The 17,023-nt window shown below is 58.7% G+C and carries 19 protein-coding genes and 1 pseudogene; 3 read left to right on the top strand and 17 right to left on the bottom strand.

The annotated features are described in order from the left end of the window. Positions 1-21 precede the first annotated feature (21 nt). The 12 genes and pseudogenes from AC07UI_RS21010 to ubiE form a co-directional block, all read right to left on the bottom strand. Entirely contained in the window at positions 22-990 is a 969-nt protein-coding gene (locus AC07UI_RS21010; protein ID WP_494994312.1) for an RHS repeat-associated core domain-containing protein, read from the bottom strand. 102 nt (positions 991-1,092) lie between these two features. Further along, the gene (locus AC07UI_RS21005) at positions 1,093-1,806 is read right to left on the bottom strand and encodes a methyl-accepting chemotaxis protein (RefSeq protein WP_494994482.1); all 714 of its coding nucleotides are present in this window, start codon (positions 1,804-1,806) and stop codon (positions 1,093-1,095) included. Positions 1,807-1,947: 141 nt separating this feature from the next. Beyond that, positions 1,948-3,009: pseudogene (locus AC07UI_RS21000) on the bottom strand (methyl-accepting chemotaxis protein); the annotation flags it as partial. Between the two features lie 172 nt (positions 3,010-3,181). Continuing rightward, the gene (locus AC07UI_RS20995) at positions 3,182-3,889 is read right to left on the bottom strand and encodes a 16S rRNA (uracil(1498)-N(3))-methyltransferase (RefSeq protein ID WP_494994311.1); all 708 of its coding nucleotides are present in this window, start codon (positions 3,887-3,889) and stop codon (positions 3,182-3,184) included. Then, positions 3,886-4,686, bottom strand: a complete 801-nt coding sequence (gene tatC / locus AC07UI_RS20990; RefSeq protein WP_494994310.1) for a twin-arginine translocase subunit TatC — start codon at positions 4,684-4,686, stop codon at positions 3,886-3,888. The genes AC07UI_RS20995 and tatC overlap by 4 nt, the downstream gene beginning before the upstream one ends. Further along, positions 4,683-5,141, bottom strand: a complete 459-nt coding sequence (gene tatB / locus AC07UI_RS20985) for a Sec-independent protein translocase protein TatB (RefSeq protein WP_494994309.1) — start codon at positions 5,139-5,141, stop codon at positions 4,683-4,685. Before tatB ends, tatC begins: the two co-directional genes overlap by 4 nt. A gap of 10 nt (positions 5,142-5,151) precedes the next feature. Next, the gene (locus tag AC07UI_RS20980) at positions 5,152-5,427 is read right to left on the bottom strand and encodes a twin-arginine translocase TatA/TatE family subunit (RefSeq protein ID WP_494994308.1); all 276 of its coding nucleotides are present in this window, start codon (positions 5,425-5,427) and stop codon (positions 5,152-5,154) included. Positions 5,428-5,452: 25 nt separating this feature from the next. Next, positions 5,453-5,785 (bottom strand): phosphoribosyl-ATP diphosphatase, encoded by a 333-nt coding sequence (locus AC07UI_RS20975; protein ID WP_494994307.1) that lies wholly within the window; start codon positions 5,783-5,785, stop codon positions 5,453-5,455. 2 nt (positions 5,786-5,787) lie between these two features. Continuing rightward, complete coding sequence (gene hisI / locus AC07UI_RS20970) at positions 5,788-6,180, bottom strand: phosphoribosyl-AMP cyclohydrolase (protein WP_494994306.1); 393 nt, start codon at positions 6,178-6,180, stop codon at positions 5,788-5,790. 82 nt (positions 6,181-6,262) lie between these two features. Further along, positions 6,263-7,867, bottom strand: a complete 1,605-nt coding sequence (gene ubiB / locus AC07UI_RS20965; protein ID WP_494994305.1) for a ubiquinone biosynthesis regulatory protein kinase UbiB — start codon at positions 7,865-7,867, stop codon at positions 6,263-6,265. Then, complete coding sequence (locus AC07UI_RS20960) at positions 7,864-8,487, bottom strand: ubiquinone biosynthesis accessory factor UbiJ (protein ID WP_494994304.1); 624 nt, start codon at positions 8,485-8,487, stop codon at positions 7,864-7,866. Before AC07UI_RS20960 ends, ubiB begins: the two co-directional genes overlap by 4 nt. Next, positions 8,487-9,257 (bottom strand): bifunctional demethylmenaquinone methyltransferase/2-methoxy-6-polyprenyl-1,4-benzoquinol methylase UbiE, encoded by a 771-nt coding sequence (ubiE, locus tag AC07UI_RS20955; protein WP_007948968.1) that lies wholly within the window; start codon positions 9,255-9,257, stop codon positions 8,487-8,489. The genes AC07UI_RS20960 and ubiE overlap by 1 nt, the downstream gene beginning before the upstream one ends. Positions 9,258-9,431: 174 nt before the next feature. Here ubiE and AC07UI_RS20950 point away from each other — a divergent pair, with 174 nt between their 5' ends. From AC07UI_RS20950 to AC07UI_RS20940, 3 genes are all read left to right on the top strand, one after another. Continuing rightward, complete coding sequence (locus AC07UI_RS20950) at positions 9,432-9,707, top strand: polyhydroxyalkanoic acid system family protein (RefSeq protein WP_494994303.1); 276 nt, start codon at positions 9,432-9,434, stop codon at positions 9,705-9,707. 131 nt (positions 9,708-9,838) lie between these two features. Then, the gene (locus AC07UI_RS20945; RefSeq protein ID WP_494994302.1) at positions 9,839-10,261 is read left to right on the top strand and encodes a phasin family protein; all 423 of its coding nucleotides are present in this window, start codon (positions 9,839-9,841) and stop codon (positions 10,259-10,261) included. A 10-nt stretch (positions 10,262-10,271) separates the two neighbouring features. Then, positions 10,272-11,045, top strand: a complete 774-nt coding sequence (locus AC07UI_RS20940) for a phasin family protein (RefSeq protein ID WP_494994301.1) — start codon at positions 10,272-10,274, stop codon at positions 11,043-11,045. 103 nt (positions 11,046-11,148) lie between these two features. Here the strand turns inward: AC07UI_RS20940 and AC07UI_RS20935 are convergent, their stop codons facing one another. The 5 genes from AC07UI_RS20935 to AC07UI_RS20915 all read right to left on the bottom strand — a co-directional run bounded on the left by AC07UI_RS20935 (position 11,149) and on the right by AC07UI_RS20915 (position 16,935). Continuing rightward, entirely contained in the window at positions 11,149-11,769 is a 621-nt protein-coding gene (locus AC07UI_RS20935) for a TetR/AcrR family transcriptional regulator (RefSeq protein WP_494994300.1), read from the bottom strand. A 62-nt stretch (positions 11,770-11,831) separates the two neighbouring features. After that, entirely contained in the window at positions 11,832-13,514 is a 1,683-nt protein-coding gene (phaC, locus tag AC07UI_RS20930) for a class II poly(R)-hydroxyalkanoic acid synthase (protein ID WP_494994299.1), read from the bottom strand. A gap of 113 nt (positions 13,515-13,627) precedes the next feature. Beyond that, on the bottom strand, positions 13,628-14,485 hold the full coding sequence (gene phaZ, locus AC07UI_RS20925; protein WP_494994298.1) for a poly(3-hydroxyalkanoate) depolymerase: 858 nt from the start codon (positions 14,483-14,485) through the stop codon (positions 13,628-13,630). Between the two features lie 135 nt (positions 14,486-14,620). Beyond that, complete coding sequence (gene phaC / locus AC07UI_RS20920; RefSeq protein ID WP_494994297.1) at positions 14,621-16,300, bottom strand: class II poly(R)-hydroxyalkanoic acid synthase; 1,680 nt, start codon at positions 16,298-16,300, stop codon at positions 14,621-14,623. 257 nt (positions 16,301-16,557) lie between these two features. Beyond that, positions 16,558-16,935: a gamma-butyrobetaine hydroxylase family protein gene (locus AC07UI_RS20915; protein WP_494994296.1), complete on the bottom strand. Its 378-nt coding sequence runs from the start codon at positions 16,933-16,935 to the stop codon at positions 16,558-16,560. Positions 16,936-17,023 lie beyond the last annotated feature (88 nt).

Here is a 17,023-nt window from a genome sequence, read left to right as displayed (position 1 = left end):
CTCGTAATCGGGACGGGAGATTCACCCCAAGTTATGCCTGATATTGGGTAGAGACGTTGAACGTGCCCGGTGCGGGGATGAAGTCTGCGTTCCCGTCTGGGCTACTCGCGAGATTGAAGTCTGCGTTCCCATATGGGCGACACGCGATGGTCGGGCAAGTTTGTGCAGGACGACGCCGGCACCACTGATAAAAGCAACTGCCGAAAGCGCTGCCATAGCGAGCATGAATCGATCATTTGCCGATGATTCAGGGTTTTTAATTTCAAAGGCGGTCATGACCGGAAAAAGTACCGTCGCAGCAAGCCCGCTTATTGTTGCTATTCCCTTGGAGGCCTGCCCAAAGCCAGTGCGTCCGACTACCGGGATCCGCTGTGCTGCCCGTTGCAATGGCGCCACCCTGGGTAGGTGGGGGAGCAGGTAACTGCCCACGAAATCCGCAACACCCATCCCAAACCATGTCCATCCCTGCCAATATTTTCCTGTGGGATCGATACGATTAACGGGATCTCCCTGGCAATACGCATAGCCATTCAAGCCGCCTTTTCCAAAGGGACTCAAACTATCCAGACTGTTAAAACGCATAAGTACCGGATTGAACGCCCGGTGTCCGTTCCCCAATAAATAATGGCCAGTAACCGGGTCAGGACGCTCGCCATTGAAACTCAGAAGGCTGGCTAATCCCCCTTCAACCGGACGATGACCGTAAGGCGTATAGGCGGACTTGCTATCGGTAGTTTGTAACACCGAGCGTTGTTTATCGGTCATTAGTAACGAAGTGCGCCTGGTTTCCTCCTCCTGCTGCAGTTCCGCCAATAACATGTCTGCGCATTGAAATATCTGACGTTGTACGGGACCTTGAATTTCTGTAATTAATCGGTCTTTTTGATAGAGGCGATCTACACGAGACTGACCGCTGGGGGTGCAACTTACCAACCGATCAAGCGCATCGTATTGGTAGCGGATTAATAAGCTGTCATGTGAGTTGGGCATTGATCGTCTTCAGGTGGCCAGGCTATTGATCCAGCTTCTACCGACGAGAAAACGATGTCTACCTGGCAGAACTGCCAGGTAGTGGTGACAGCAGCTCGTTCATCAGGTCCTGAACCGCCCGACCAACATCTGCAGATGAGTCCCCAAGCGAGCCAGCTCAACGCTGGAAGCAGCGGTCTCTTCACTGGCGGCCGAGGTCTGTTCCGAGACATCGCGCACGTTCAGCACGCTGCGGTTGATCTCTTCGGCCACGGCGCTTTGTTGCTCGGCAGCGGCGGCGATCTGCTGGTTCATCGCCTGAATCGCTGACACGGTGCGGGTGATGTTTGTCAGCGAACTCCCCGCGCGTCGGGTCAGTTCGACGCTGCTGTCGGTCAGGCTGCGGCTGTTGTCCATGATGTTGGCGACTTGCTGGGTGCCGCTTTGCAGACCGACGATCAGCTCTTCGATTTCTTCGGTGGACTTCTGGGTGCGCTGGGCGAGGCTGCGCACTTCATCGGCCACCACGGCGAAGCCACGTCCTGCTTCACCGGCGCGGGCGGCTTCGATGGCAGCGTTGAGGGCCAGCAGGTTAGTCTGTTGTGCCACCGACTTGATCACGTCGAGCACACTGCCGATTTTGTCGCTTTCGCGCTTGAGATGGCTCATTGCTTCAGTGGAGTTGCCGACCTCGGTTGCCAGGCGTTCGATTTGAGCGATCGCCTCGCCCACCACTTTATCGCCTTCACGGGCCTGTTGGTCGGCGGCGACGGCAGCTTCTGAGGCCTCTTCGGCGTTGCGCGCGACTTCCTGCACGGTGGCGGTCATTTCGTGCATTGCGGTGGCAACCTGATCGGTTTCGACTTTCTGGCTGTTGACCCCGGCGCTGGTCTGTTCGGTAACGGCTGACAGCTGCTCGGCGGCGCTGGCGATCTGCGTCACGCCATCGCTGATGCCGCCGATCAGATCCCGAAGGCCCATGGTCATGCTTTGCATGGCCCGTTGCAGCTGGCCCAGTTCGTCGCGGCGCTCGGATGTGAGGTTGTGGGTCAGGTCGCCGGCCGCAACGTGCTCGGCGATTTTCAGCGTCTGGTTTAACGGAATGACGATCTGGCGGGTGATAGCCCAGGCGGCAATCAGGCCGAACACCAACGCCAGCACAGTCACCAGGAGCAGGGTGTTCTTGGCCTGTGCGGCTTCGGCATCACGTACCAGGTTTTGAGAGCTGGTCAGTTGCTTGCTCAGCTCCATCAGGCGCTCGCCTTGCGCGGCCATGCGCTTGAGGGCGTCGGCGCTGGCCACTTGGGAGTCGCGAAACTGGCTGACGGCGGCGCGGTAGCCGATGAGCGAGTCGGTGGCCTGTTGCAGGTTGGCGGTGTGCTGTTCCGGCAGTTTCCCCGGCAGGCTTTCGAGGTTTTTCAGGGCGTTGTCGATGGCGTCCAGCGCCGGTTGTTCGGCGTCGGCCTTGCCACTGTAGGTGTAACCGCGCACCTGGAAGCGTGCCTGCTGAATCAGCTTGCTCAGGTCTACCACGCTGTTGAATTGAGCAACGCTGTCACCCTGCAGCAGGGATTTTTCGACTTCCGCCACGCGGGCCGCGGCGTTGTCGGCGGTGGCGCCGAGCCGGGCGCGGGCCGCTTCGCGATTGGCGGTGGCCTGGATCAGGTCGGCAAAAGCGTGCCTGTACTCGCTGACGGCTTCGATCTGCTGGTTGAGCATCGCCACATTTGTCGGCTTTATGATCACCTTGAGGGCGCTTTGCAGGCCTTCGTCGAGCTTGCCCAGCAGATCGTTGACCGCCGCCGGGCCTTGTTCGCCACGGCGCATTTCATAGTCCAGGCGGGCAATACGCAGGTCCTTGGTCAGTTCGTTCAGGCTGGAGATGTAGCCGAGCTTGTCGCCACGACTGATCACCCCACTCAGGCCAGTCCAGCCAGTCACGGTGATCAGCAGCGTCAACAGAAGTACCAGGCCGAAGCCTGCGCCGAGTTTGCGATTGACACTCACATTTCCAAGGTTCCGGGCTAACCAACGGTACATGCTGTTCACTCCCTTTAGAGCATGAATGGGTCTATTGGGGGTGTATCGGCAGGCTTGCCGGAAACTGGAGCAGGCGGTCGACGTTTGATTGCCCGCGAGGCGATATTTCTGGCACACCGTGGTGCGCCGATCGCCGGCAAGCTCTGCTCCTGCGGGTGTGCGGGGCGATAGATCAGAACAGTCGGGAAAGGAGGGCAGTCACGGCAGTCTCAACCCGCAGGATGCGGTCACCGAGCTGCACCGGTTGCAGGCCGGCCTTGGCCAACAGGTCGATTTCGTAAGGGATCCAGCCGCCTTCCGGGCCGATGGCCAGCGTCACCGGCTCATCCAGCCCGCGCGGGCAGGGCGGGTAATTACCGGGATGACCGACCAGCCCGAGGGTGCCGTCGGCCATCGCTGGCAGGCGGTCTTCGACGAAGGGTTTGAAGCGTTTCTCAATGATGATTTCCGGCAGCACGCTGTCGCGTGCCTGTTCCAGGCCGAGGATCAGTTGCTCGCGAACCGCTTCGGGTTCAAGAAACGGTGTTTGCCAGAAGCTCTTTTCGACCCGGTAGCTGTTCACCAGCACCACGCGCGGCACGCCCATCGCCGCGACGGTTTGCAGCACGCGGCGGAGCATCTTCGGTCGTGGCAGGGCCAGCAGCAGCGTCAATGGCAGCTTGGCCGGCGGCGGCTGATCAAGGCTGACCTGCAACTCGGCTTCGTGAGCCTCCAGGCGCAGCAACTCGGCCGAGCCCATCAATCCGCCGATACGCCCGACTCGCAGGCTGTCACCGACGGCGGCGCGATGGACTTCCTGCATATGGGTCAGGCGGCGATCACGCAGGATCACCCGGTCGGCCGCAATGAAGTCGGCCTCTTCGAGGAGGAGCAGATTCACGCTTGGGTCGCTGGCGGCTGGTCGTTATGGTCGTTGTCGGCGGGCTGATCGTCCGGGTGTTCGCCGCGCTTGCTGACCAGGCTGCCAAAGAGAATGCCGATTTCAAACAGCAACCACATCGGTACCGCCAGCAATGTCTGCGAGAAGATGTCCGGTGGGGTGAGGATCATGCCGACCACGAAGCAACCGATGACCACATATGGGCGGATTTTCTTCAGGTATTTGACGTCGACCACGCCGATCCACACCAGCAACACCACGGCTACCGGGATTTCGAACGCGACGCCGAAGGCGAAGAACAGCGTCATGACGAAATCGAGGTAGCTGGTGATATCGGTCATCATTTCCACGCCGGCCGGGGTGGCGGAGGCGAAGAATTTGAAGATCAGCGGGAACACCAGGAAGTAGGCGAAAGCCATCCCGGTATAGAACAGCAGGATGCTCGAGACCAGCAATGGCACGGCGATGCGTTTTTCGTGCTTGTACAGGCCTGGCGCGATAAAGCCCCAGATCTGATGCAGGATTATCGGAATCGCTAAAAACAGCGAGACCATCATCGTCAGCTTGAGCGGTGTGAGGAACGGTGAGGACACATCGGTGGCGATCATCGTCGCGCCCGCCGGCAGGTACTGGCGTAACGGTATGGAAACGAAGGTGTAGATCTGCTGGGTGAAGGCGAAAAGCCCGGCGAAGATCACGAAGATCGCCGCTACACAGCGCAGCAGGCGGGTGCGCAACTCGGTGAGGTGCGAAACCAGCGGCATGTGCTGGTCGTTTTCCGGTTTATCAGCGCTCATGGGGCTCGCGGCGGCAAAGTTGAGTCGTGGGGGGCTGGCGTACTGGGTACCGCCGCAGGAGAAACGGGTTCTGTCAGTGTTGAGGGGGCAACCGGTTCAGCAGGGCTGAGGGCTGTCACCGCAGGCGCTGCCTGGGTCTGGTTCGCAACCGCCGCAGGCGCGGCAATCGTCTGCTCCGCCACCGGTTCGGTAGTTGTCGGCGTCTGCTGCTGCGGCGCGAGGATCTTCCGCGCTTCTTCTTCAAGCGACAGAATGTGTTCGTTATGCAGTTGCCGACGAATTTCGTCGGCACCGATTTCACGTTCAACTTCCTGTTTGATCGCGTTGAAGCTGCGTTTCAAGCGCCCTATCCAAAGGCCTGCCGTGCGCGCAGCACCCGGCAGACGCTCGGGGCCGAGCACCAGCAGGGCAACGAGACCGACGAGCAACAGTTCAGAGAAGCTGATACCAAACATTAGTCAGTGCTCACGAGTCTTTGCGGATCGGCTCTTCGACTTTATGCGCCTGCACGTCGATGGTATGCGGCTCGTTCAGTGGCGAAGCCTGTGGCTGCACCGGCGGTACCGGTTGGCCCGGTGTTGCGGATGGATCTGCAGGTTTTTCATCGTCGTTCATGGCCTTGCGAAAGCCCTTGATCGACTCGCCGACGTCAGTGCCGAGGTTTTTGAGTTTCTTGGTACCGAACACCAGCACCACGACAACCAGGATGACGATCCAGTGTTTCCAGTCAAAAATGCCCATGCTGCAACTCCTCTTATAATCGTTTTCAAGCGGATGGACGCGAAGCCTTCTCGACGTGCCCGGACGTACCGATGCGCCGCTCCAGCTCGTCCAGCACAGCCTGTGGATGCTGCCCCAGTTGGGCGAGCATGACCAGACTGTGGAACCACAAATCGGCGGTTTCGTATATTACATCGCTGCAATCACCGCTGATGGCGGCATCCTTGGCGGCGATGATGGTTTCAACTGATTCCTCGCCGACTTTTTCCAGAATCTTGTTCAAGCCCTTGTGGTACAGGCTGGCGACATAGGACGTGTCGGCCGCTGCGCCTTTGCGCTCTTCGAGCACCAGGGCGAGACGGTTCAGGGTATCGCTCATGATCAGTGTCCTGCCGAATAGATGGCGTGCGGGTCTTTGAGTACCGGGTCGACAGTCTTCCAGTCGCCGTTTTCATAGACGCGGTAGAAGCAGCTTTGGCGGCCGGTGTGGCAGGCGATGTCGCCGATCTGTTCGACCATCAGAATGATCACATCGGCGTCGCAGTCCAGGCGCATCTCATGCAGTTTTTGCACATGGCCGGACTCTTCACCCTTGCGCCACAGCTTGCCACGGGAACGGGACCAGTAGATGGCGCGGTTTTCGGCGGCGGTCAGCTCCAGCGCTTCGCGGTTCATCCAGGCCATCATCAGCACGCGCCCGGTTTTGTGGTCCTGGGCAATCGCCGGCACCAGACCATCACTGTCCCATTTGATCTCATCCAGCCAATCTTTCATCTTCGACTCCGACAACCGTGCTCAGCGCTTGTTGCTGTGCCTTGGCGATGTGAAACAGTGTGCCAGCAGCGCGCGTTGCTGGCTATCGGCGCATGACCAGATACAAGCCGACGGCGACCATGATCCCGGCCGGCCAATGCCCCAATTCATTCAACGGTCCGCCGGCAGCGAGTATCGTACCGCCGGCCAGATGTGCGGTACCGAGCAGACGCAGGAACCAGTCGTCCTTGCGCCTGTGCCACGGTGGTGGCGTATCGGAGATATGGGGTTGCGACATGCGTTCGAGCAAGTCTCGGGTCATGTTGGCCAGGTGCGGCAGTTGTTCTACCTGGCTCTGCAGGTTGCCCAGCAGGGCTTTGGGGCTGATCCGCTCGCGCATCCAGCGTTCAAGGAACGGCTGGGCGGTGTTCCACAGATCCAGCTCCGGATACAGCTGACGACCCAGGCCTTCGATGTTCAGCAGGGTTTTCTGCAAAAGAACAAGCTGGGGCTGCACTTCCATGTTGAAACGCCGTGCGGTCTGGAACAGGCGCATGAGCACCTGACCGAAGGAGATGTCTTTTAATGGTTTTTCGAAAATCGGCTCACAAACCGTACGGATCGCCGCTTCGAATTCATTGAGTTTGGTTTCCGCCGGCACCCAGCCCGAATCGATGTGCAGCTGGGCGACGCGGCGGTAGTCGCGCTTGAAAAAGGCGAACAGGTTGCGCGCCAGATAATCCTGGTCTTCCGGGGTCAGGCTGCCGACGATGCCGCAGTCGATGGCAATGTACTGTGGGCTCCACGGCTGCACGGTGCTGACAAAAATATTGCCAGGGTGCATGTCGGCGTGGAAGAAACTGTCGCGGAACACCTGGGTGAAGAAGATCTCCACACCGCGCTCGGCGAGCATTTTCATGTCGGTGCGCTGGTCGGCCAGGGTTGCCAGATCGGTGACTTGAATACCGTAGATGCGCTCCATCACCAGTACTTTCGGCCGGCACCAGTCCCAGTAGACCTGCGGCACGTAAAGCATCGGCGAGCCGTCGAAATTACGCTTCAACTGGCTGGCGTTAGCCGCTTCGCGCAACAGATCGAGCTCGTCGTAGATGGTTTTTTCGTAGTCCTGGACTACGTCCACCGGGTGCAGCAGGCGGGCATCGGCGGAGAGTTTTTCGGCCGCACGGGCGAGGATGAATAACCAGGCCAGGTCTTGGGCGATCACCGGTTTGAGGCCTGGACGTATCACCTTGACCACCACTTCTTCACCGCTTTTCAGTTGCGCGGCGTGAACCTGCGCCACTGAAGCCGAGGCCAGCGGTTCGAAGTCGAAACGGCTGAAGACTTCGCTGATCTTCTTGCCAAGCTGGCTTTCTATCAGATCCACCGCCACTTGAGAGTCGAACGGCGGCACCCGGTCTTGCAACAGCATCAGCTCGTCGGCGATGTCTTCGGGCAGCAGGTCACGGCGAGTGGAAAGAATCTGGCCGAACTTGATGAAAATCGGCCCCAGATCCTGCAGCGCAAGGCGCAGGCGAGCGCCACGGCTAAGCGCCAGCGTCTTGCGCGGGAACCAGCGCCATGGCAAGGCATAACGCAGCGCCAGGAGAAACCAGGGCAATGGCAGGGCGAACAGCATGTCATCGAGGCGGTAGCGGATCACGACGCGCTGGATGCGCAACAAACGGCGGACGGCAAGCAGCTTCATGCGTTATCGCTTGAATCAAGGGATCGGGAAAGACGCTCGAAACGCGCCTCAAGACGTTCCAGATCGAGTTTGATCTGGTCTAGTTCGCTAAAGCGGGCTTCGGCTTCGCGTTGGCCTACCAGTGTGCGCGATTCTTCGCTGAGGTACTCGGCGAGGTTCTGGTTCAGGCTGGCGAAACCTTGCTGATACCAGCGCGCGCGGCTGCGCAAATGGCCACCGAGCAACTGCGTGGCGACCGGGCCGAGCCAGCGCGAGAGTTCGTACTCCCAGTCCAGTTCGAGGTCCTGCAGTATCATCGCGAGCTCCAGCAGTACCGCGCTGTCACCTACAAGCTCGACTTCAGGGCTGTGGAGGACCGCGGTCTTGTCTTTGTTCAGCGCCAGGCTCAGCAGGCTCGACGCCGGAGCGCGCAAGGTGCAATCGGCATCGGCCGCCCAATGGGCGGCCAGCATCAGGCCTTCATTGCTGGGGATGATGAACAGCTGCAACGCCGGGCTGCGACAATCGACGGCAATCACCTTGCCGTCCAGATGCTGCAAGCGCGGCAGGGCCGTGCTGTCGAGACGCAGCACGCGATTGAGGCCGTGTTCGACGCCGGCGAGCAGGCCGCTGAGCAACATCAGGGTTTGATGCCGCGATGCAGGGCGACAATGCCTGCGGTCATGTTGTGGTAGGTCACGCGGTCGAAACCGGCCTCGACCATCATCGACTTCAAGGTTTCCTGATTCGGGTGCATGCGGATCGACTCGGCCAGATAGCGGTAGCTTTCCGAGTCATTGGTGATCAGCTTGCCCATCAGTGGCATGAAGGCGAACGAATAGGCGTCGTAGGCTTTGGACATCAGTGCGTTGGTCGGCTTGGAGAACTCCAGCACCAACAGACGACCACCGGGCTTGAGGACGCGCAGCATGGAGCGCAGGGCGTCTTCCTTGTGCGTGACGTTGCGCAGGCCGAAGGCGATGGTCACGCAGTCGAAATGGTTGTCCGGGAACGGTAGTTTTTCGGCGTCGGCCTGGACAAACTCGACGTTGCCGGCCACACCCAGATCCAGCAAGCGATCGCGACCAACCTTGAGCATGGATTCGTTGATGTCAGCCAATACCACCTGACCGGTCGGACCTACCAGGTGCGAGAACTTTTTGGTCAGGTCGCCGGTACCGCCAGCGATGTCCAACACGCGATTGCCGGTGCGGACGCCGGACAGTTCGATCGCGAAACGCTTCCACAACCGGTGCATGCCACCCGACAGCAGGTCGTTCATCAAGTCGTACTTGGCGGCTACCGAGTGGAAAACTTCGGCGACTTTTTCCGCCTTCTGGCTTTCCGGGACGTTTTTGAAGCCGAAGTGAGTGGTGGGTTCGGCATCGCTGCCTTTGCGCTGATCAGTCATATCGCTGTCACCAAAAGAGAATGCGCGACATTCTAATCCCGGTGGCGGTCTTTGTCTTGGCAAGGCTGAATGTAAGATAGGCAACCGCCGAGTGGTTTTGACGCAGCTAGTGGCCCACACCGGCCGCTTGTGTCAGATGCTCCAGGCAAGTCCCGATAAAACAGGAGTCATTCAATGGCCCGTATCAGTGTTGAGCGTGCCCATGGCCTGGGTCTTGAAGCTGCCCGCGAAAAGACCGGAAGCCTTGTGCAAAAACTGGCCGATCAATATGGGCTCGTGCCCCAATGGGTGGGCGACACCGTGAAACTCAAACGCTCCGGCGTGAATGGGGCGGTCGAGATCGGCGAAAAAACGATCAGGGTGAATGTCGAATTGGGCCTGTTGATGTCGGCCATGAGCGGCACGATCAAGTCGGAAATCGAAAAGGCGCTGGATAAAGCCCTGGCCTGAAGCGCTTTTGTTTTTGTGTAGCAGGTTGGTGGTATTTCTTAGGGTGCCGTTTCTAATTTTTCTCACTACTTTGTGCCTAAGCCCTCATTCCTGCGGGCAGTTCCTCAAACCTTTTGCGCATGAGGTGCACCATGGCCAAAGTTAGTCTGAAGAAAAAAACCGACGTTGAGTCAACCACGCTGAGCGAAGTGAAAGTGTATGCCCGCAAGATCTGGCTGGCTGGCCTGGGTGCCTACACCAAGGTCGGTCAGGAAGGCAGCGAGTACTTTCAAGAGTTGATCAAGGCTGGTCAAACTGTTGAAAACAAAAGCAAAAAAGCGGTGACGGAACAACTTGAAGCCGCTAACAGTCAGATTGATAACGACAAGAGCGACGTCACCAGCTTCAAGGGCAAAGTCGAAGTGCAACTGGATAAAGTCGAGAAGGCTTTCGACACGCGTGTCGCAAGTGCCTTGAATCGCTTCGGCATTGCGTCTAAACATGATGTTGAAACACTCTCTGCTAAGCTCGATGGGCTGACGGCATTGCTTGAACGTGTCGCGCGTAAACATTAAGGAGAACGGGATGGCTGGTAAAAAGAATACTGAAAAAGAAGGCAGCTCGTGGATTGGGAAAGTCGAAGACTACTCCCGCAAAATCTGGCTTGCTGGTTTAGGCGTGTACTCGAAGATTGATACTGACGGCAGCAAGCTCTTCGATACCCTGGTCAAAGATGGCGAGAAAGCCGAGAAACTCACCAAAAGTGCTGTCGGCAAAAAAGTCGATGCCGCCAAGGACTCCGCCCAATCGGCCAAGTCCCGTGTCGGTGATGTCAAAGATCGCGCACTGGGCAAATGGGGCGAGCTGGAAGAGGCTTTCGACAAGCGTCTGAACAGTGCCATTTCGCGTCTGGGCGTGCCTAGCCGCAATGAAGTGAAAGCGCTGCACAGCAAGGTCGATACCCTGACCAAGCAGATCGAGCGCCTGACCGGTGCTTCGGTCACGCCAGTCTCCGCCAAAACTGCAGCGGCTAAACCATTGGCAAAAGCAGCCGCTAAACCTGCAGCCAAGCCAGCGGCTAAACCGGCTGCGAAAACCGCCGCGGCTAAACCTGCAGCGGCCAAGCCAGCTGCAGCTAAACCAGCAGTCAAGGCAGCAGCGAAACCTGCCGCCAAGCCTGCCGCTGCGAAGAAGCCGGTTGCCAGGAAACCAGCTGCGCCAAAGGCTGCCGCACCCAAGCCTGCAGTTGCCGAAAAACCCGCGGTAGCCGTCAGCGCAGCGAACTCCGCTGCTGCACCGGCCCCTGTGGTCGCCCCGACTGTTGCGCCGACTTCACCGACGCCAACCAGTCAGTCCTGATTTTTTCAGGACTCACAAAAACGCCCGACCGGCACAGGTCGGGCGTTTTTGTTTCTGCTGGGAAATTTCGCAGTGTCTGACAGAGCGGAAAAGATCGTCCTGCTCACTCATGCTCTTCCAGATACCGCAACGCCATTTGCTCAGTCGCCAGTTTCACTGGTGCCAGCAAGTGCGGTGCAACCAGCATCATGACTTGGTACACCACGACCCGCACTTCACCCTCACGATCAAGGATCCGTTGATAGTCGAGGGAGAACAGGAGCGTCATGGTGATTTGCTCGACCAGTTGCCCCAACGCCTGCGTGTCGCTGACCAACTGTCCCTGTGCCTTCAAACGTGCCAATAGAGAAGCCAGGGTTCGCTTCAAGGCGTTGAGCAGATTACGAATACCTTTGGCTAGTTTTGGCAAGCGTCCGGCCAGGTTGGACAAGTCCTGGAACAGAAAACGATAGTGCGCCAGGCGTTCAACGATCAGGTGCAGGAACAGCCAATAATCTTCAGCGGCCAGTTGTGCATCCACCGGCGGATCGAGCAGCGGGGTCAGTTCGCTCTGGAAACGCTCGAACAAGCCAAGGATCAGCGGCTCCTTACCATGAAAATGGTAATAGAGATTGCCAGGGCTGATGCCCATCTCATTGGCAACTTCCATGGTGGAGACATTCGGTTCGCCCTTTTGGTTGAACAGTTGCAGGGCACATTCGAGGATCCGGTCGCGGGTTTTCATCCAGTCTTCTTGGTTATTGAGTCATGCCACGGCCAATAGCCCGACCGTGGTGCAGAGAAATTTCAGCGTACGCGTACATAGGTACCTGGCGCCGCCTCCATTGGTGGATAGTTCTGGTTACCGAGGGCCATCAGGGTTTCTCGCTGGGCACCGGAGCGTTGCTGAATCCAGCTCAGCCACTGGGGCCACCAACTGCCTTCGACATGGGTGCCGTCGTAATACCAGGCGCGTGGATCACTACTGAGCTTGGGGTTCTCGATGTAATTGGCCTTGGGGTTGCTCGGTGGGTTGAGGATGCTCTGGATGTGCCCGCTGTTGGACAGCACGAAGCGCCGTTCGCCGCCCAGCAACAATGTCGAGCGGTACACCGCATCCCACGGGGTAATGTGGTCGTTGATACCGGCCACGTTGAAACTGTCCACGTTAACCTTCTGTAGATCGATAGGCGTGCCGCATACCTCCAGCCCTCCAGGGTGGCTCAGCGGGTTGTGCTTGAAGAAGTCCAGCAGATCACCATGAAATGCCGCTGGCAGGCGCGTGTTGTCGTTGTTCCAGTACAAAATGTCGAAGGCAGGCGGTTCCTTGCCCAGCAGGTAATTGTTGACCCAGTAGTTCCAGATCAGGTCATTGGGGCGCATCCATGCGAAGACTTTCGCCATGTCCCGGCCGTCGAGCACGCCTTGTTGGTAGGAGCGACGCTTGGCCGCTTCCAGCGTCTGCTCGTCGGCGAACAACATGGCCGGGCTGTCGATCTGGCTATCGAGCAGACTGACCAGGTAGCTGGCGCTGGAGACCCGCCGCAGTTGCCGCTTGGCTTGCAGGTGGCCTTGAAGCGCGGCGATGGTCAGGCCCCCGGCGCAGGCACCCATCAGATTGACTTCGCGTGCGCTGGTGATGGCGCGGCAAACATTCAGTGCTTCCTCCGCCGCCTCAACATAGCTGGACAGACCCCATTCGCGGTGGCGAACATCCGGGTTGCGCCAGCTGATCACGAACACTTGCAGGCCATTCTTCAGCGCGTACTGGACGAAGCTGTTACCCGGGCTGAGGTCGAAAATGTAGTACTTGTTGATTTGCGGAGGCACGATCAGCAGTGGCCTGGCGTACTGCTTTTCGCTCATCGGCTTGTATTGCAAAAGCTCAAGCAGTTCGTTGCGAAACACCACCGAGCCTGCAGTGGTTGCCACGGTCTTGCCGACCTCGAAGGCGTGTTTGCCGACTTGGCTGGGCAGCCCGTGGTTGTGCATCAGGTCGTCGAATAAATGGTTGAGACCGCGGACTATGCTGCTACCGCCGGAGTTGAACAGCTCCTTGATCGCCAGCGGGTTGAGCAGGGTATTGGAGGGGGACACGGCGTCATTGAGCAGCGCGAAGATGAAATGCGCGCGGGCGCGGTCATCGTCGCTCATGCCGCTTTCATCAATCCAGCGTTTTACCTGTTTCTGCCAACTCAGGTAGGCCTGCAGGCCGCGACGATAAAACGGATTCAGTCTCCAGGTCGGGTCCGTAAAGCGTTGGTCCTGCGGGCTCGGCGTGTGCAGCGTTTCGCCCAACAACACGCGACCCAGCTGGCCTCCCAGGGCCAGGGCATGGCGGGCGCTGGTCACCGGGTGGCGCAAGCCATGGGCGGCCACGCTGCGCAGAGTCGAGAACAGGTCGCGGCCGCGCAGGCCGGTAATCGCACTCTGAGCGTTGATGAACGTGGCCCGTGTGGGCAACATGCCCGGTGTTGCTTTGTCTCTCATGAGTCAACACTCCTTCGTCAAGCCATCAACAAGCACATCAATCCAAGACTGACAACATAGTCGGTCCGGGCCTTTCTTGCGCAGGCGATCATCCTGTCGACATGCGCAAGACGCTATGTCCTGCCGAACGGAGCCGGGTGCGGGTGCATTACTGCCCGCTGACGCTCTTCCTCGAGAAATTCCATGATGATCGGCGCGACGGCTTCGGCGCGGGTAATCAGGAACAAATGACCGTCGTCGATTATGTGTAGCTGGGCATTGGGAATGCGCCAGGTCAGGATGCGCATGTTGATCAGCGGGATCAGCGGATCGTCGTCACCGGCCAGTATCAGGGTGGGCTGATGGACCTTGTGCAACCAGTGAATGCTGGTCCAGCCAAGGCCCGCGAACAGCTGCCAGTAGTAACCCAGTTTGCCGGCCGAACGCACTTTACTGGCGTATTCGGCAGCCAGATTGGGATCGCGGCGAAAGGCTCCGCCGTAGATCAGTGGAGCGATGCGAATCACATGGGACGGCTGGATGTAGCGCCGTGGGCTTGCCATCATCCAGAGTACTTTCGGCTTGCCCGGCACCATAAACGCGCCTGCTGCGGTCGCAGCCAGAACAAGCTTTTTGCAGCGCTCCGGGTAGTCGTAGGCAAACTGCTGGGCCAGCGCACCACCCCAGGACACGCCCACGATGTTGACTTGCCCATAGTCCAGGTAGTCGAGCATGCGCGCGGTCAGTTTGGCCAGCCCCGGGAAGCGGTAGGGCATGCTGGGCGTCGACGAACCGCCGACACCGGGAACGTCGAAGGCAATTACCTCCAGGTCCGGGTCAAGCGCATGGACGAACGGAAACACCAGCTCCAGGTTCGCGCCGATGCCATTGAAGATAAGCAAGGGCGTCAAATGAGGCTTGCCTGGGCGTACCGCGGTTCGGATGGTTTGGCCATCCAGGTCGACAGTACGGAATATGAACGGTTGCGGCATCTCAGAAGCCCTGTGGGTTAAAACGCTGAGCAAGCCGTCCTGAGCTTGCTCCAGATTATTCGAGGTATGGCCTCGGCTGTATTGGTAGGGCTCGCGGCACCTCCGAGTGCCGCGGACTTCGTGACTGCCTACAGCTTAACGTTCATGCACATAGGTGCCCGGTGAGGCTTCCCCGGACGGATAGGCTTTGTTGCCCAGGTTGGTTGGGGACTTCTTCAGTTTGCCCGAGCGCTCGGCCTGCCAGGCCTGCCAGTGCAGCCACCAGGAGTCGGTGTGTTTGGTTGAGTTTTCTTGCCAGTCGGTGGCGGTGGCCGGCATATCGGTACTGGTCATGTAACGTGATTTCGGATTGCCCGGCGGGTTCAGAATGCTCTGGATATGTCCGCTGCTGGACAGCACGAATTCGACCTTGCCGCCGAATAGCTGCGCCGACTTGTAGCAAGACTTCCAGGGCGTGATGTGATCGTTGGTGCCGGCCAGAGAGTAGATGTCGGCAGTGACCTGCTTGAGGTCGATCGGCGTGCCGCTCACTTCCAGTGCATTGGCGCGGGTCAGTGGATTATTTTTGAACATTTCGATCAGGTCGCCGTGGAACGCAGCCGGCAATCGTGTGGTGTCGTTGTTCCAGAACAGAATGTCGAAGACCGGAGGCTCGTTACCCAGCAGGTAGTTGTTGACCCAGTAATTCCAGATCAGATCGTTGGGGCGCATCCAGGCGAAGACTTTGGCCATGTCGCGACCTTCCAGCACGCCCGCCTGATAGGAGTGGCGCTTGGCGGCTTCCAGGGTCTGTTCGTCGACGAACAGCGCAACCTGGGAGTCGAGGGTGGTGTCCAGCACGCTGACCAAAAGGGTCAGGGCGTTGACCTTCTTCTCGCCGAGGGCGGCGTAGTGGCCCAGCAACGCGGTGCAGGTGATGCCGCCGGAGCAGGCGCCGAGCATGTTGATGTCTTTGCTGCCGGTGATGGCGGAGACCACGTCGACGGCTTCTTTCAGCGCATCGATGTACGTCGACAGGCCCCACTCACGCTGAGCCTTGGTCGGGTTGCGCCAGCTGACGATAAAGGTCTGCTGATTGTTGCGCAGGCAGAAGCGCGCCAGGCTTTTGTCCGGGCTCAGGTCGAACACATAGAACTTGTTGATCTGTGGCGGGACCACCAGCAGCGGGCGCTCATGCACTTGTTCTGTGATCGGCCGGTACTGGATCAATTCAAGTACGTCGTTGCGGAAAACCACAGCACCTTCAGTGGTCCCCAGACTCTTGCCGACTTCGAAGGCACCCATGTTCACCTGGCTCGGCATGCCGCCGTTGTTTACCAGATCTTTGGCCAGATGTGAGAGGCCGTCGAGCAGGCTTTTGCCGCCGGTCTCGAAGAAGCGTTTGACCGCTGCCGGGTTGGCCGCACTGTTGGTCGGGGCCATGGCTTCGGTCATCAGGTTGATCACGAAGTGAGCGCGACTGATGTCCTGTTCGGACAAATTACTGTTGCCGATCCAGTCGTGGAGTTCTTTGCGCCATGCCAGATAGGTTTGCAAATAGCGTCTGTAGAGCGGGTTCTGGCTCCAGGCCGGGTCGGTGAAACGACGGTCATCGCTTTCCGGTTGCAGCGCCGATTTACCGAATATCACGTTCTTCAGCTCGACGCCAAAATGCGCGACGTGCTTGACGCTGTGAATGGGTTGTTTGATGGCCTGGGTTAAGACCATTCGAGCAGAAGTAAGCAGATCTTTCCTGCGCAAGCCGATGACGGGATTAAGCCCCAGCGTATTTTCCGAGGCTTGAAACTTCAGGTCATCGTTATTCTTGTTACTCATCTACGACGCTCCATTGTCCTGAGGCGAGTACCGGGACCAGCTGTGTAGTCACACAGCAATTGCCAGGTACTACTGCTCGGGTGACCGTTAATTACGCACCGCTGCTTTCTGGTTCAGAGAGCACTGCAGGGAACTTGCCAGCTCCATTGGTTACCCGAGTTTAATTTTTTTCGCAAGCCGGCCTGTCGTTGGCCGCACAGCGGAGCATTCAAACAGATGAAATTAGAAAATGCCCTCTAAACAGCGAGACGCTTGAGTTAGAGCATCAGCTTGACGATGGACTCGCTAGGGTCGCGGGATTTCCCGGCGGCTTTGAGCTCTGCAAGATAATCCGCCCAAAGTGCTTCCTGTCGAAGTGCCAGTTGGTACAGATAATCCCAGGTGAAAAGGCCGCTGTCGTGACCATCGTCGAAGGTCAATTTCAGTGCGTATTGGCCGGCCGGCTCGACCTTGGACAGGCCTACGCCGATCTTGCCAAATTGCAGGATGGGTTTGCCGTGGCCCTGGACTTCGGCGGAAGGAGAGTGCACGCGAAGGAATTCGGCGGGCAGGTGGTACACCTCATCCGGCGCGTATTTCAGTGTCAGGGTTTTCGAGGCTTTGTGCAGTTCGATGGCGATGGGGAGTTTGCTCATGACCTGTAGTCCGTCTATATGGCGCGTGGTCTGACCCCCCGTAGGAGCACGGCTTGGGGGGGGGGGGAGGGGTGAGGGGTGAGGAGGA

This window comes from Pseudomonas sp. GW821-FHT04C07 (assembly GCF_059420325.1).
This window is presented reverse-complemented; position numbering and strand designations above follow the sequence as displayed.

Coding starts and splice junctions, on each gene's coding strand:
- AC07UI_RS21010 (WP_494994312.1), bottom strand. CDS start 990: ATGCCCAACTCACATGACAGCTTATTAATCCGCTACCAATACGATGCG.
- AC07UI_RS21005 (WP_494994482.1), bottom strand. CDS start 1,806: ATGCACGAAATGACCGCCACCGTGCAGGAAGTCGCGCGCAACGCCGAA.
- tatC (WP_494994310.1), bottom strand. CDS start 4,686: ATGAGCGCTGATAAACCGGAAAACGACCAGCACATGCCGCTGGTTTCG.
- tatB (WP_494994309.1), bottom strand. CDS start 5,141: ATGTTTGGTATCAGCTTCTCTGAACTGTTGCTCGTCGGTCTCGTTGCC.
- AC07UI_RS20980 (WP_494994308.1), bottom strand. CDS start 5,427: ATGGGCATTTTTGACTGGAAACACTGGATCGTCATCCTGGTTGTCGTG.
- AC07UI_RS20975 (WP_494994307.1), bottom strand. CDS start 5,785: ATGAGCGATACCCTGAACCGTCTCGCCCTGGTGCTCGAAGAGCGCAAA.
- hisI (WP_494994306.1), bottom strand. CDS start 6,180: ATGAAAGATTGGCTGGATGAGATCAAATGGGACAGTGATGGTCTGGTG.
- ubiB (WP_494994305.1), bottom strand. CDS start 7,867: ATGAAGCTGCTTGCCGTCCGCCGTTTGTTGCGCATCCAGCGCGTCGTG.
- AC07UI_RS20960 (WP_494994304.1), bottom strand. CDS start 8,487: ATGTTGCTCAGCGGCCTGCTCGCCGGCGTCGAACACGGCCTCAATCGC.
- ubiE (WP_007948968.1), bottom strand. CDS start 9,257: ATGACTGATCAGCGCAAAGGCAGCGATGCCGAACCCACCACTCACTTC.
- AC07UI_RS20950 (WP_494994303.1), top strand. CDS start 9,432: ATGGCCCGTATCAGTGTTGAGCGTGCCCATGGCCTGGGTCTTGAAGCT.
- AC07UI_RS20945 (WP_494994302.1), top strand. CDS start 9,839: ATGGCCAAAGTTAGTCTGAAGAAAAAAACCGACGTTGAGTCAACCACG.
- AC07UI_RS20940 (WP_494994301.1), top strand. CDS start 10,272: ATGGCTGGTAAAAAGAATACTGAAAAAGAAGGCAGCTCGTGGATTGGG.
- AC07UI_RS20935 (WP_494994300.1), bottom strand. CDS start 11,769: ATGAAAACCCGCGACCGGATCCTCGAATGTGCCCTGCAACTGTTCAAC.
- phaC (WP_494994299.1), bottom strand. CDS start 13,514: ATGAGAGACAAAGCAACACCGGGCATGTTGCCCACACGGGCCACGTTC.
- phaZ (WP_494994298.1), bottom strand. CDS start 14,485: ATGCCGCAACCGTTCATATTCCGTACTGTCGACCTGGATGGCCAAACC.
- phaC (WP_494994297.1), bottom strand. CDS start 16,300: ATGAGTAACAAGAATAACGATGACCTGAAGTTTCAAGCCTCGGAAAAT.
- AC07UI_RS20915 (WP_494994296.1), bottom strand. CDS start 16,935: ATGAGCAAACTCCCCATCGCCATCGAACTGCACAAAGCCTCGAAAACC.